The organism is Bradyrhizobium sp. CCBAU 45384 (genome assembly GCF_028128665.1).
GTDB classification, from domain to species: Bacteria; Pseudomonadota; Alphaproteobacteria; order Rhizobiales; family Xanthobacteraceae; genus Bradyrhizobium; species Bradyrhizobium manausense.
Genome location: NZ_LBIZ01000095.1, coordinates 61,127 through 74,839, shown reverse-complemented (window position 1 = coordinate 74,839; position 13,713 = coordinate 61,127). Strand labels below are relative to the sequence as shown.

Genomic DNA, 13,713 nt, shown 5'->3' with positions numbered 1-13,713 from the left:
TTACGGCTGAGGCGGCTGCTCGCAAGCTCTGCATCATTTTTTAACCCAGCCGCGCCGCGCGCCGCGCGCCGCCGGCCTCGATCTGCCAGTCCGACCGCGCCTCTTCGGCGCTCTCGAAGATGTGCGGCGCGACACCGCGCCGCTCCAGCGCTTCGCCGAGCTTGATGCGCAGGAAACCGGAGGTCGTGTAGCGCGACACGCCGGTATAGAAGCGGTCGACCAGGCTGCGCACCATGGCCGAGTAATCGTCCAGCAGTTCGGGCAGGATCGAGAAGTTGTCATAATTGACGATGGCGTAAACCTTGCGGCCGAGCGGGGCGAGCCTGGCCTCGACGATGCGCGCGATCGCGTCGATATCGGCCTTGCTGCGCAAGGGATAGCGCTCCAGGTTGATGAAGAACAGGTTCTGCTGCTCGTCCAGCGCAAAACGCTGCTCGAGCGGAATGGTCAGCAGCCGCTCGCGCAGATCCATGGGACCGTCGCGGAAGATGCGGGCATCCATCAGGCTCGGCTCGCGCGGGATCAGCGGCTTGAAATCCATCAGGCGCAGGATGTCGCGGTCGATGTCGATGCCGGGCGCGACCTCGGTGAGCTCGAGCCCGTCGGGCCGCAGCGCAAAGACGCAGCGCTCGGTGACATAGAGCACAGGTTGCCCGCGCGCCGCGGCAAAGCGGCCGCTGAAGGTCACATGCTCGACCTTGTCGACGAACTTGCGCGACTTCGCCTCCTCCACGATGGCGAGCTTGCCGTCGTTGACGGCGATGCGTTGCCGGCCGGCGGCAAAGGTGCCGACGAACACGACCTCCTTGGCATTCTGGCTGATGTTGATGAAGCCGCCGGCGCCGGCCAGCTTCGGCCCGAACTTGCTGACATTGAGATTGCCGGTACGATCGACCTGCGCAAGCCCGAGGAAGGCGGCGTCCAGCCCGCCGCCGTCATAGAAGTCGAACTGATAGGGCTGGTCGATCACCGCCTGGGTATTGATCGCCGCGCCAAAATCGATGCCACTTGCGGGGATGCCGCCGATCACGCCGGGCTCCGCCGTCAGCGTGATCAGGTCGATGATGCGCTCTTCATTGGCGACGGAGGCGATGCCCTCGGGCATGCCGATGCCGAGATTGACGACGCTGTTGGCCTTCAGCTCGAAGGCCGCGCGGCGGGCGATGATCTTGCGCTCGCTCAAGGGCATCTCGGGCAGCGATGTCGTCCGCACCTTGATCTCGCTGGAATAGGCCGGATTATATGGCGTGCCAAAGGTCTGCCAGTGATGCTCGGGCTTGGCCACGACGACGCAATCGACCAGCACGCCGGGGATCTTGACCTGGCGCGGATTGAGGCTGCCGCTCTCGGCGACGCGCTCGACCTGGGCGATGACGATGCCGCCGGAATTGTGCGCGGCCATGGCAATCGCCAGCGCTTCCAGCGTCAGAGCTTCCTTCTCCATGGTGAGGTTGCCGTCGGGATCGCCGGTGGTGGCACGAATGATCCCGACATTGATCGGGAACGTCCGATACAGCAGGCACTCTTCGCCGCGCAGATTGATCAGCTCCACCATGTCCTCGGTGGTGCGCGGATTCAGCTTGCCGCCGCCGTTTCGCGGATCGACGAAGGTGCCGATGCCGACGCGGGTGACGTGAGCCGGACGGTGGGCGGCGATGTCGCGGAACAGATGCGTGATCACACCCTGCGGCAGATTATAGGCTTCGATCTGGTTCGCGATCGCGAGCTGCTGCAATTTCGGTGCAAGGCCCCAGTGTCCGCCGATGACGCGGCGGACCAGGCCCTCATGGGCAAAATGGTTGAGGCCGCGGTGCTTGCCGTCGCCCTGGCCCGCGGCATAGACCAGCGTGAGGTTGCGCGGCTTGCCTTGCGTGTAGGGCGCATCGCCCTCGTTCGCCAGATAGAGCTCCTCCAGCGCGATCGCGATCTCCTCGGCAAAGCCGATGCCGACGAAGCCGCCGGTGGCGACCGTGTCGCCGTCGCGAATCAGCATGACGGCTTCAGCCGCCGTGACGATCTTGCCCTTCTCTGAATGGGGCAGGTAAGCCAAGGCTGGGTGCTGGCTCATCGCATTTCCTCACATGTTTTCTGCGGATCCTATGGTCCGCTTGTCTTGCTTTGTTTGATCTGTATCACGGGAGCGGCGAGCCGCTCCCGTGCCGTGAGCGCCGGCTCATTCAGGGCTGTCAGGCCTTGCGCGTTTCGGTGGCGAAATAGACCGAGACCACCGTGATGATCGCGAGCCCGATCATGTAGAGCGAGATCGGCCAGGTCGCGGGCGCATAGGCTGTCATCAGCCCCGTCGCGATCAGCGGCGACAGCGCGCCGGCGAAGATCGAGGCGAGGTTGTAGCCGAGCGAGACGCCGCTATAGCGCACCTTGGTGCCGAACAGCTCCGACAGGAAGCTCGCCTGCGGGCCGTACATCGCGGCGTGCCCGACGGCGAGCCCCAGCGCGATCGCGATCCAAGCGAGGTGCGGATTCTTCGTCGCCAGCAGCATGAACAGCGGGAACGACATCAGCGCCGAGAACACCGCGCCGAAGATATAGACCGGCCGGCGCCCGACCTTGTCGGACAGCGCGCCGAAGGCCGGAATGGTGAAGGTCTCGATCGCGGCTGCGATCAGCACCCCGTTCAGCATGTCCTGCTTTTGCATGCCGAGCGATTGCGTCGCATAGGCGAGCACGAAGGTGGCGTAGATGTAGAAGAAGCCGTTCTCAGCAAAGCGCGCGCCCATCGCCAGCAGGATGTTCTTCGGATACATCCTGATCGCCTCGAGGATCGGCATCTTCACTTCCTGCTTGGTGTCCTTCACCTTCTGGAATTCGGGCGATTCCGCGATGGTGAAGCGGATCCAGAGGCCGACCAGCACCAGTGCGATCGAGAACAGGAACGGGATGCGCCAGCCCCAGGCCAGCAGCTGCGCGTCCGTCAGCATCGCCGAGACCACCGAGAAGACCAGCGTGCCGAGCACGAGGCCGAGCGGCGCGCCCAGCTGCGGCCAGCTGCCGTAGAAGCCCTTCTTGTCCGCTGGCGCGTGCTCGACCGCCATCAGCACCGCGCCGCCCCATTCGCCGCCAAGGCCAAAGCCCTGGACCAGGCGGCAGGTGATGAGCAGGATCGCGGCCCAGATGCCGGCGGTGTCGTAGGTCGGCAGGAATCCGATCGCCGCCGTCGCCGCGCCCATGATCAACAGCGTGAGATAGAGCATGGTCTTGCGACCGATCTTGTCGCCGTAATGACCGAACACGACCCCGCCGAGCGGACGGGCGATGAAGCCGAGCGCATAGGTCGCGAACGCCAGCAGCGTGCCGATCATCGGGTCGAAAGTCGGAAAGAACAGCTTGTTGAAGATCAGCGCAGCGGCGGTGCCGTAGAGGAAGAAGTCGTACCACTCGATCGCCGTGCCGATCAGGCTGGCGGTGGCGACGGTGACGTGTGACGGGTGTCGTGCTTGAAGCTGATTGACGGCGATCGCTCCACTCATCTGGCATTCTCCCTGGTTGCGAATGCGCATGTGCAGCATGCGTCATTGTGCAAAGCGAAGAGCAAGCTCTGCGCCAGATGCCATAGGTTTGCGCAAATGGGCGGAAAATCCAGCAGATTCAGCGTGGGCGGCGCCGCCAAGGCACAATGCGCCATGTCAGGAATCCGAGACTCCGGACACGCGGTGTCTCGAAACTCAGACGGGTGTGGCGCCCGAGGCGAGGCCGAACTTGGCGAGCTTCTTGTAGAAGGTAGCGCGCGAGATCTGGAGCATCTTGGCGGCTTCCGAGATCTGGCCGTTGCTCGCGGCAAGCGCCTGCTCGAGCGTGTGCTTCTCGAACTCGGCTTCGGCCTCGGCATAGGGCAGGACGAGACCGGTCGGCCGCGACGGTGCCGCCGGTATCATCTCCGCGCTCACGGGAAGAATGCGATCGAAATCGTCGCTGGTGAGGCGTCCCGAATCGCTCAGGATCAGCGCGCGTTCCAGGATGTTGCGCAGCTCGCGGACATTGCCGGGCCAGCCGTACCGCGCCAGCGCAGTCAGACCGCTCGGCGTGATCCTGGCGTTGAGATAGTCGCCGGATGCGCTGATGTCTTCGAGCAGCCGGCCGCAGATCTCCGGCAGGTCGTCCAGGCAATGACGCAGCGGCGGCAGCACGATCGAGAGCACGTTGAGCCGGTAGTAGAGATCGGCCCGGAACGTCCCCTCGCTGACCCGCTTGTGCAGGTCGACATTGGTGGCGGCAATCACCCGTACGTCGACCTTGGTGACCTTGTCGGAGCCGAGCGGCTCGATCTCGCGCTCCTGCAGAACGCGCAGCAGCTTGGCCTGCAATTGCAGCGGCATCTCGCCGATCTCGTCGAGAAACAGCGTGCCGCCGTCGGCGATCCGGAATTTTCCGTCGCGGCCCTTGCGGTCCGCACCGGTGTAGGCGCCCGGCGCCGCACCGAAGAACTCCGATTCGATCAGCGTGTCCGGGATCGCCGCGACGTTGACGCTCACGAAAGGCTTCTCGGCGCGCGCGGACGCATTGTGGATCGCCTGCGCCAGCATCTCCTTGCCGGTGCCGGTCTCGCCCGTGAGCAGGACGGTGACGCTTTGGCGCGCGGCGCGTGCTGCGAGTGTCTTGGCCTGCGCAATGCCTGCGGTGCTGCCGACATAGTCCTCGAAGGTGAAGCGCGCGGCGCGCGCGTGCGACAATTGCCGTCGCGCCAGCCGCAAATCGTTCTCGAGCTGGGCGACGCGACCGAGCAGCGGCTTCAGGCCTTCGAGGCGATCATAGAGCACGAAGCCGATCGCACCGATGATGTTCCCTCTCTCGTCCTCGATCGGCATCCGGGTCACGACCAGTTGCTGGCCGCCGAGCTCCATGATGTCGAGGATGATCGGCTCGCCCGTTTCCACGACCCTGCGCAACAGGCTGTTGGGGATCACCTCTTCGATCGGGCGGCCGAGCGCCTCGGATTCATGCGAGAGGCCGATCGCGGTGACGTATTTTTCGTTGACATAGACCACGCGCCCGCTGCGATCGATCGCGATGGCGCCCTCGCACAGATGCTCCAGCCGCTCGAACAGCGTCTCCATGGCGCGTGCGCGGATATAGGCGGGGTCGCTGACGACGGAAGAGGGACCGGACATGGCGTACCTCGGGAGGCCTGCCTGTGTATTACCAAAAGGGCAGCGATTTCAAAGGGAGAAATGGATTGGAGGCGGGCCTCCCCTACACTGTCATGCCCCGGCTTGACCGGGGCATCCAGTACGCCGCGGCCTCTCGATTCGACAACGACCGTCTCTGGAATACTGGGTCGCCCGGTCAAGCCGGGCGACGACACCGAGATTGTTGCGCTGCGTCAGTTACCGCCGATACCGGCTCGCCCGTGAATAGCCCTGGCGGTTCTGCTGCATTGGGCGGGCGGAGACGCTGGCGCGGGATTCGCTGGAGACGGGGCTGGCGAGCTTCAGCTCCTCCAGGAAGATGGGCCGCGCGAAATAATAGCCCTGCGCGTAGCGGATCTTGGTCGCGGCCTGCAAATAGGCGAGCTCCTCATAGGATTCGATCCCTTCGGCAATGACCGTCATGCCGAGCGCTTCGCTCAAGGATTCGATCGCGCGCAGAATGCCCTGGCTGCGCGGCCGCTTATGGATGTCGGTGATGAAGGAGCGGTCGATCTTGATCTCGTCGGCGGTGATGTCGGCGAGGGCCGACAGCGAGGAATAACCGGTGCCGAAATCGTCGATGGAGATGCCGACGCCGAGCTTGCGGAATATCGGCAGGATCTCGGCCTGGAAGTGGTTCTTGGCGACAAAGGCGTCTTCAGTCACCTCGATCATGAACCGCTGCGGGAAGCCGGTGTCATCCAGTGCCTGCGCAAAGCTGCGCATGAAGTCTGGATTGCCGGCCTGCTTGGCGGCGACGTTGATGCTGATGGTCGCTTCCGCACCGAAGGTCTCGTTGATCAGGTCGATCGACTTGACGATCTCGGCGAGCACGAGATGAGTGAGCTCATCGATCAGGCCGAGCTCGCCCGCCAGGTTGATGAACGAGCCCGGTGCCTGGATGACCCCCTCGTCGTCGCGCAGGCGCACCAGGGCCTCGATGCCCTTCACGGCCTGGGTGCGGATGTCGACCTTGGACTGGAAGGCGCAGCAGAAGCGCTTCTCGAGGATGGCCATCCGCAGCGACTGCTCGATCTTCATCCGCGCCAGCGCCTCGCGCTCCATGCCGGTATCGAAAAAGGCGCAGGATCCCTTGCCGTTGTTCTTGATGCGGTACATCGCGATGTCGGCGTTCTGGCGCAGCGTTTCGAAGCTGCTTCCATGGTCGGGATACAGGCTGACACCGACCGAGGTCGAGGCGAACACTTCCGAATTGTCGATGAAGAACGGAGCCGTCAGCCGCTGCAATGTCGTTGACATGAATTCGGCGACTTCCTCCTGGCTCCGGATGGGCGAGAGCAGCAGCAGGAATTCGTCGCCGGAGATGCGAGCCAGCATGTCGGACTCGCGCAGGTCTCGCGCCAGCCGTTTCGAAAGCTCGACCAGCAGCGCGTCGCCGACGGCGTGGCCGTAATAGTCGTTGATATGCTTGAAATTGTCGACATCGAGAAATGCCAGCGCGAAGCGCTCGTCGCTGCGATCGCGCCAGAGCAGGCTGTTGGCGTGATGTTCGATCACGCGCCGCGAGGGCAGTCCGGTCAGCTCGTCGAAATAGGCCGAGCGAAACAGCTGGTCTTCGAAATTCTTCTGCTCGGTGATATCAGCGGACGCCGAGATCAAGAGCTCGCGGCCGGCGAAGCGGACCGGTCGATGGGTGGTGAGCAACACCTGGCGTGCGGCGCCGTCTTGAAGCGCTTCTTCGGAGACAACAGGATGTCCGGCCCTGAGCGCGCGCTCGCAGGCCTCGCGGCGCTGCGCGAGATCCGGCGAGGGACGGCTGCCGTCCATGCCGAGCTGGGCGGCGGCGACATCGTTAACCAGCAGAAGCTTGCCCTGCGCGTCCTGCACGGTGAGGCCGGCAGGCAGCATTCTAACGATTTCCTTGAGAAATCCGAGCTCGGCTTCGCTCGCGCCGTCATATGCATCGTCGTTCATAGAATTCATGAATCTTGTTGTTCAGCGCGCCTTTGCAATGGGCGCGATCATGCGCAGTTCCCTCTTAGGTTTGGTTAAGGGGTCCGCTGAAATACGGGGGTGTTCCGGGGAGAAACGTGGTGCCGCGGGGCGCGCCGTCGATCGTCATTAACAGAACGTCAACGGCATCTGCGAAAGCGCGAGCGAAACGCGTGTGATTCGCTTTCGTTTGCGTGCGTATCATCGCGTTATGAGCATTGATTGAATTGATGTCAGCTCCGGGATCCGCTTCACCTCTCCCCGTCGGGGAGAGGTGACCCAACTCTACTCGCTCCTGGGAATCCTGCATTGCATGATGCAATGCAGGCCGGTCTTCAAATACGAGATCTCGCTCTTGCCGTCGAAGGCGGACAGCGCCGACTTCAACAGCTTGGTACCGAAGCCGGGCGTGGAGATTTCGCCAACGGTCGGGCCCTCGGTTTCGTCCCAGGTGATGGTCAGACGGTCGTCATTGACGGTCCATGACACCTGCAACAATCCGCGTGGTGAGGAGAACGCGCCGTATTTGCCGGCATTGGTGGCGAGCTCGTGAAACATCAATGACAGTGTCACCGCGAGCTTCGGCGGCAGGAACAACCGCTCTCCATTGAGGGTGAAGCGGACATGGCCGTACGGGCCGAGCTCGGAGATCAGGAGATCGCGGATGTCGCAACCGCCCTTGTCGATCCGCGAGATCAGATCGTCGGTCGCGGCCAGCGAGCGCAGCCGCGGGTCGATACGGGCCCAGACCTCCGGCTGGTCGTGCAGCACCTGGTGCATCACTGCGTGCACCGTCGACAGCTTGTTCTTCAGCCGGTGCTGCAGCTCGTCGACCAAGAGCTTGCGATACTCTTCCTCTTCGATCAGTCGCCTGGAGATCCGGCGCTGCTCGGCAAGCATCGTCCGATAATGCTCGACGCCCCAGATGGTCAGCGCGCAGACGCCCCAATAGAGCGTCAGCAGCACGAAACGCGCACGATCGGCAAACGCATCGCCGAAATTCAGGACGAAGCCGAGCACGCCGCCGACCAGCGCGGTCACGATGCCGACCCGGAATCCTCCGAAGGCGGCCGCAAAGAACACGGCGGGGAAGTATGGCGTGAAGTAGACGTCGGGGCGCACTTGCGCGAGCCCCCAGCGTGCCAGGGTCGAAAGCAGCAGGCAGGCCAGCGCGAACGCAAGGCTCAGGCCGAGCGGAGGTGTCGCAACGCCCTGCCAGCCCTTGCGGAATTCCTCGATCAGCTTCCCCATGCGCAGCCCGGTTGCGATCTTCGTCCGAAAATCGAGAGGCAGGCCACGATGTTACGCATCCCGGATGCGCAAGCAAAGCTTGCCTTGTCGCCAGGCAGAAGGAACAGTGACGGTTGCGGCGCCCGATGTCGCAGTGGCGTCATCGTTAGGTGTCCGCCATAGGCATCAAAATCATTCGAAAACAAGCACATTCGAGGGCAGGCTTGACGGCCAGGTCGCGGGAATCGCGGGGAGTGACGAGCGGGCTGGATTCCGTGGAAGTCTTCGTTGCCGAAGGTGCCAAAATTGTGATCGCGGGCGGCCGCATACCGGAGGGCGAGGTGAGATACCGTAGGGTGGGTTAGACAGCGGCTGCGCAAAGCGCAGTCGCTGGCGTAACCCACCATTTCTATTTCCGCAGAGATGAAAGAGGTGGGTTACGCCATGCGAACCGCGCTTCGCGCAGTGCCGTAGGGTGGGCAAAGGCGCGCCCTTCGCGCGCCGTGCCCACCAATTGCTCCCAAGTGAAAGATGGTGGGCACGGCGCGGCGCGCCTTTGCCCACCCCACGAGACCGGCGGCTAAACCGCCTTCATCCGCACCCTCAACCCATCCCGCGGCTTCGGGATCGGCCACATCTGCCACTCCGGCTTGTAGCCAGGCTCGAGCGAGACCTCGATGTTCTGCAGGAAGTGCCGCGCAAAGCATTTCGCCTGCATGTAGGCGAAGTGCAGGCCGAGGCACATATGGGCACCGCCGCCGAATGGAATCCAGGCGAAGCGATGCCGATTGCGCTGGGCTTCCTCGGTGAAGCGCAAGGGATCGAAGCGATCCGGCTCCGGCCAGATATCCTTCATGTGGTGCGTGTAGAGCGGATTGACGCCGACAGCGGTGCCGCCGGGAATCGCAAAACCCTTGAAGCTGAAATCGCGCATCGCACGCCGCGGCATCGAGGGCACCGGCGGCTTGATCCGCAGCGCTTCCTTGAAGGCCATTTCCGACAGCGGCATCTTCTCGAGAGCGTCGAAGCTGCTGGGCGCATCCGGCGCGAGCCCGAGTGCGAGAACTTCGTTGCGCAGCCTGCTCTGCCAGTCGGGGTTGGCGGCGAGCTCGCCGATGAAGGACGTCAGCGACGAGGTCAGCGTGTCGTGCGCCGCCATCATGAGGAAGCTCATATGGTCGATGATGTCCTGGTCGGACAACAGCGCGCCATCCTCATGGGTGGCGCGGCAGAGATGCGAGAACAGGTCATCGCCGCCGTGATTGCCACGGCGCAGCGGAATCTGCTCACGGAAATAGGCGATGATGCGCTTGCGCCCCGCAACGCCACGCGCCATCTGCGTGCCGGGCAGCGGACGGCGGATCGGGGCGACCGCAGCCGCCACCATATCGACGAAGGCGCGGTTGATCTCGTCGACCTCGGGTCCGATGTCGGCGCCGAGAAAGGACGTCGCGGCGAGATCGAGCGTGAGCTGCTTCATCGCCGGATAAAGCCGCATCTCGCCGGGCCCGGCCTTCCATTGCGCGACGCGCGCGGAGATGCCGCGATCGAGATCGCTCAGATAGGACTTCATCGGTCCGGACTTGAACGCGACCGACAGCGCCTTGCGATGCAGCCTGTGCTCGTCGAAATCGAGCAGCATCAGGCCGCGCGGAAACAAGAGCCCAAGCACGTTGTTCCAGCCATGGGTCGACGAGAACAGCTTTTGCTGGTCGAACAGCACGAGCTCGTTGGCCTCCGGGCCGAGCAGCACGATGTTGGTCTCGCCGAAAATATGGGTGCGGTAGACCGGACCGTATTTGGCGCCATTTCGCTCGATATGCCCCTTGGGATCGGCGAGCACCTGAAACGTCTTGCCGATGATCGGCCAGCCTTCGTCGCCGGGAATGTGCGTCAGCGCATTTCGTTTGGGCGCGGTGTACGCAAGCGCCGACGTGGCCACATTCTGCATCGACATGACGATTGCTCCGGATGGCTGACCCAGAGGATAATAGCACAATACTGGCACGATACGCGCCGGTTGTTTGGCGCGCGGATTACCGCAAGCGAGATCGTCGTCCCGGCGAAAGCCGGGACCCATAACCCCAGGGCGTGGTTGTAGGACGAACTGGTAACTCCGAGTCTTCGCAAAGCTATTGCTGCGGCGTATGGGTCCCGGCCGTCGCCGGGACGACAATGGAGACTGGCCTTCAGCGCCCTACCGCTTCGCCGCTTCCTTCTGCAAATCCGGCGCGTTGACGGCGGGAATCGCGACGCGGCCGGGGCCGGTCACCTTCAGCGCCTCGGCGGCCTTCTCGTTCTCCATGATCTTGGCCATCACGGCCTGGCCGGCACGCTCGAAGATCGCGCGGTTCTCGATCACGAATTTCTGCGACTTGCGCAGGCCATCGATATAGCCGTTGATTTCAGGCACGACATAGCGCGCCACCATGTCCCAGCTGCGGCGCGTGGCTTCCGGATTGGCCCAGTCGTGCACGAAGCCGATGATGGCGCCGACGCCCCCGGACACTTCCATCACGTTCTTGATGGTTTTGACGAGATCGTCGGGGGTGCCGATGGTGGAGGCGGCGCCGTCGACGAAGGCGGTCTTGTCCACGGCTTCATCAGGCGAGGAGAACGCGGTCAGGCCCGGCCGTTGCAGCGTGCCGACATTATATTCGTTGTGCCAGCGCATCAGCCCGGCGCCAGCTTCTCTCCGCGCCTGCTCGCGGCTCTCGGCGATGTGGAAGGTCAGCAGAACGCGCCAGTCGGCGCGGTCGACCTTCGTGCCGTGCTTCCTGGCGGCATCCTCGGCGAATTGCCATTGCTGTTGCAGCGACATCAATCCCTGCGTCGTCATCGAGCCCAGCGAGATGATGCCGATGCCGTATTTGCCGGCCAGCGTCATGCCTGACGGCGAGATCTGCGAGGCCACCACGAACGGCATCTCCTCCTGCAACGGCAGGAGCTGCAGCGCGGCGTCGTTCATGGTGAACCAGTCGCTCCTGGCGGTGACACGCTCGCCGTTGAAGAGGCGGCGGATCACCGCGATCGCCTCGTCCTGGCGGTCGCGCTGCGTCATCGGGTCGATGCCGAGCGTATGTGCGTCCGAGGCCAGTGCGCCGGGGCCGGAGCCGAAGATGGCGCGGCCACCGGTCATGTGGTCGAGCTGCACCATGCGCTGGGCGACGTTGAAGGGATGGTGATAGGGCAGCGAGATCACGCCGGTGCCGAGCTTGATCCGCTTGGTGCGCTCGCCGGCCGCGGCCAGGAACATCTCGGGCGAGGCGATCATTTCCCAGCCGGACGAATGGTGCTCGCCGCACCAGAACTCGTCATAGCCGAGCGCATCGAGCTGCTCGACCAGGTCGAGATCGCGCCGGAACTGGAGCATCGGATGCTCCCCGATCGGGTGATGCGGGGCAAGGAAAGCCCCAAACTTCAGGCGCGCCATGGCGTTCTCTCCGGTTGAGTTTTTTTGTTCGTTGGTTGTGTCAGGCTACGTGCCCGATGCCACGAACGCAATCGCGCGATGTCCCGCGCGGCGGAATGAAAGGCATGCGTGTTTCTTCTTCCTCGCCCCGCTTGCGGGGAGAGGGTCGGGTGAGGGGGGAGTCTCCGCGGGGACGCAGGTCGTTGGGCTGTCGAGGGGCTCCCACAGCGTCATTGCGAGCGCAGCGAAGCAATCCAGAATCCCTCCGCGAAAAGACGCTGGATTGCTTCGCTGCGCTCGCAATGACGCGTTGAGAGGGCATTCGCGCCAGTGGACAGACGGCTCGCGGAAGCTCCCCTCACCCGAAATTCAAACTGCGTTTGAATTCCGACTTCTCCCCGCAAGCGGGGCGAGGCGAAGAAAGATCACCGCATCATCCTGTTCCACGCATCGAGGCCGGCGATCTTGTACGCTTCCGCCAGCGTCGGATAGTTGAACGTGTTCTGGATGAAATAGTCGATCGTGCCCTTGAGGTTCAGCACGGCCTGGCCGATATGGATCAGCTCGGTGGCGCCTTCGCCGAGGATGTGCACGCCGAGCAGGCGGCGGGTCTTGGTGGAGAAGATCATCTTCATCATGCCGCTGTTCAGCCCCATGATGTGCCCGCGCGAGGTCTCGCGGAAGCGGGCAATGCCGACCTCGTAGGGAATGCCGCGCGTGCGCACCTCTTCTTCCGTCAGGCCCGCGGTTGAGATCTCCGGTACCGAATAGATGCCGTAGGGAAAGAATTCCGGCGGCGCCAAGGGCTCCATGCCGAGCGCGTGGCAGGCGGCGACGCGGCCCTGCTCCATCGAGGTCGAGGCGAGGCTCGGAAAGCCGATCACGTCGCCGGCCGCATAGATATGTGGCACGCTGGTCTGCAAGGTGACAGGGTCGACCTTGATGCGGCCGCGATGGTCGACGGCGATGCCGGCCGCCTCCAGGTTGAGCCGGTCGGTGGCGCCGACGCGGCCCGCCGCGAACAGCAGCATCTCGGTGCCGACGTGCCGGCCATCAGACAGATGCGTGACGATGCTGCCCTGCGCATTCTTCTCGATCGACGTCACCTTGGAGCCGAGCCGCAGCGCGACGTTGCGGTCGCGCAGCTCGTGCATGAATTCGTCGATCAATTCCTTGTCGATGAAATCGAGGAAGGTCGGCCGCGGCTCGATCAGCGTCACCGGAACGTCGAGGGCGCTGAAGATGGTGGCGTATTCGACGCCGATCACGCCGGCGCCGATCACGGCGAGGCTGCGCGGCAGCTTCGTCAGCTCGATGATCTCGTCGCTGTCGAGCACGGAATGGCCGTCGAACGGCACGTCGGCGGGCCGGAACGGGCGGGTGCCGCAGGCGATCAGGATGAAGGCGGCAGACACGATCTTGGTCTCGCCGATGGCGCTGGTGATCTCGACCTCGTGCGGCGAGACCAGGCGTGCTTCGCCATTGGCGGTGCGGACCAGGTTGCGGCTGAACTGATGCTCGAGCACCTCAACCTCGTGGTCGAGTGTCTTCTGCAAGCGGATCATCAGATCGCTCGCGGCGATGTCCTGCTTCACCCGGTAGGAGCGGCCATAGAAGCCGCGCTCGCGCCAGCCGGAGAGATTCAGCACCGTCTCGCGCAGCGTCTTCGAGGGGATCGTGCCGGTGTGAACGGAGACGCCGCCGACGCGCCGGCCCTTCTCCACCACCAGCACGGCCTTGCCGAGCTTGGCGCATTGCACCGCGGCCCGGCGCCCCGACGGGCCCGAGCCGATCACCACCATGTCGTAGTCGTACATCGGATTCGCTTCCAAACCGACTTGCCTTCAAAGCCTTGCAATCTCAGCGGGAACCGACATGCAGCAATCGGGCCAAGGCGACACGGAGGCGGCAAGAGGCGGCCAGTCCTACCTCCGAGGTAATCGCGCCGATGACGGCGATCTGCGAGCTTTGCGC

Annotated in this window: 8 protein-coding genes; all 8 read right to left on the bottom strand. The window is 63.8% G+C overall.

Annotation, left to right across the window (positions count from 1 at the left end):
• Positions 1-40: 40 nt before the first annotated feature.
• Positions 41-2,068, bottom strand: coding sequence for an acyl CoA:acetate/3-ketoacid CoA transferase (locus XH80_RS09265; protein WP_271598331.1), 2,028 nt, complete (start codon positions 2,066-2,068; stop codon positions 41-43).
• A gap of 118 nt (positions 2,069-2,186) precedes the next feature.
• Complete coding sequence (locus XH80_RS09260; RefSeq protein ID WP_271598330.1) at positions 2,187-3,488, bottom strand: MFS transporter; 1,302 nt, start codon at positions 3,486-3,488, stop codon at positions 2,187-2,189.
• A 195-nt stretch (positions 3,489-3,683) separates the two neighbouring features.
• Positions 3,684-5,126, bottom strand: a complete 1,443-nt coding sequence (locus tag XH80_RS09255) for a sigma-54 interaction domain-containing protein (protein ID WP_271598329.1) — start codon at positions 5,124-5,126, stop codon at positions 3,684-3,686.
• Positions 5,127-5,342: 216 nt separating this feature from the next.
• On the bottom strand, positions 5,343-7,079 hold the full coding sequence (locus XH80_RS09250; protein ID WP_271598328.1) for a putative bifunctional diguanylate cyclase/phosphodiesterase: 1,737 nt from the start codon (positions 7,077-7,079) through the stop codon (positions 5,343-5,345).
• A gap of 303 nt (positions 7,080-7,382) precedes the next feature.
• Entirely contained in the window at positions 7,383-8,348 is a 966-nt protein-coding gene (locus XH80_RS09245; RefSeq protein WP_271598327.1) for a sensor histidine kinase, read from the bottom strand.
• A 559-nt stretch (positions 8,349-8,907) separates the two neighbouring features.
• A complete protein-coding gene (locus XH80_RS09240; RefSeq protein ID WP_271598326.1) occupies positions 8,908-10,284 on the bottom strand; it encodes a cytochrome P450 in 1,377 nt (458 codons plus the stop codon).
• 240 nt (positions 10,285-10,524) lie between these two features.
• On the bottom strand, positions 10,525-11,760 hold the full coding sequence (locus XH80_RS09235) for an LLM class flavin-dependent oxidoreductase (RefSeq protein WP_057750066.1): 1,236 nt from the start codon (positions 11,758-11,760) through the stop codon (positions 10,525-10,527).
• A 404-nt stretch (positions 11,761-12,164) separates the two neighbouring features.
• Positions 12,165-13,556, bottom strand: coding sequence for a Si-specific NAD(P)(+) transhydrogenase (gene sthA / locus XH80_RS09230; RefSeq protein WP_271598325.1), 1,392 nt, complete (start codon positions 13,554-13,556; stop codon positions 12,165-12,167).
• Positions 13,557-13,713: the final 157 nt, after the last annotated feature.

Bases quoted from the DNA above. Each gene is read 5' to 3' on its own strand.
- XH80_RS09240 (WP_271598326.1), bottom strand. From the start codon at position 10,284: ATGTCGATGCAGAATGTGGCCACGTCGGCGCTTGCGTACACCGCGCCC.
- XH80_RS09250 (WP_271598328.1), bottom strand. From the start codon at position 7,079: ATGAACGACGATGCATATGACGGCGCGAGCGAAGCCGAGCTCGGATTT.
- XH80_RS09245 (WP_271598327.1), bottom strand. From the start codon at position 8,348: ATGGGGAAGCTGATCGAGGAATTCCGCAAGGGCTGGCAGGGCGTTGCG.
- XH80_RS09255 (WP_271598329.1), bottom strand. From the start codon at position 5,126: ATGTCCGGTCCCTCTTCCGTCGTCAGCGACCCCGCCTATATCCGCGCA.
- XH80_RS09260 (WP_271598330.1), bottom strand. From the start codon at position 3,488: ATGAGTGGAGCGATCGCCGTCAATCAGCTTCAAGCACGACACCCGTCA.
- XH80_RS09235 (WP_057750066.1), bottom strand. From the start codon at position 11,760: ATGGCGCGCCTGAAGTTTGGGGCTTTCCTTGCCCCGCATCACCCGATC.
- XH80_RS09265 (WP_271598331.1), bottom strand. From the start codon at position 2,068: ATGAGCCAGCACCCAGCCTTGGCTTACCTGCCCCATTCAGAGAAGGGC.
- sthA (WP_271598325.1), bottom strand. From the start codon at position 13,556: ATGTACGACTACGACATGGTGGTGATCGGCTCGGGCCCGTCGGGGCGC.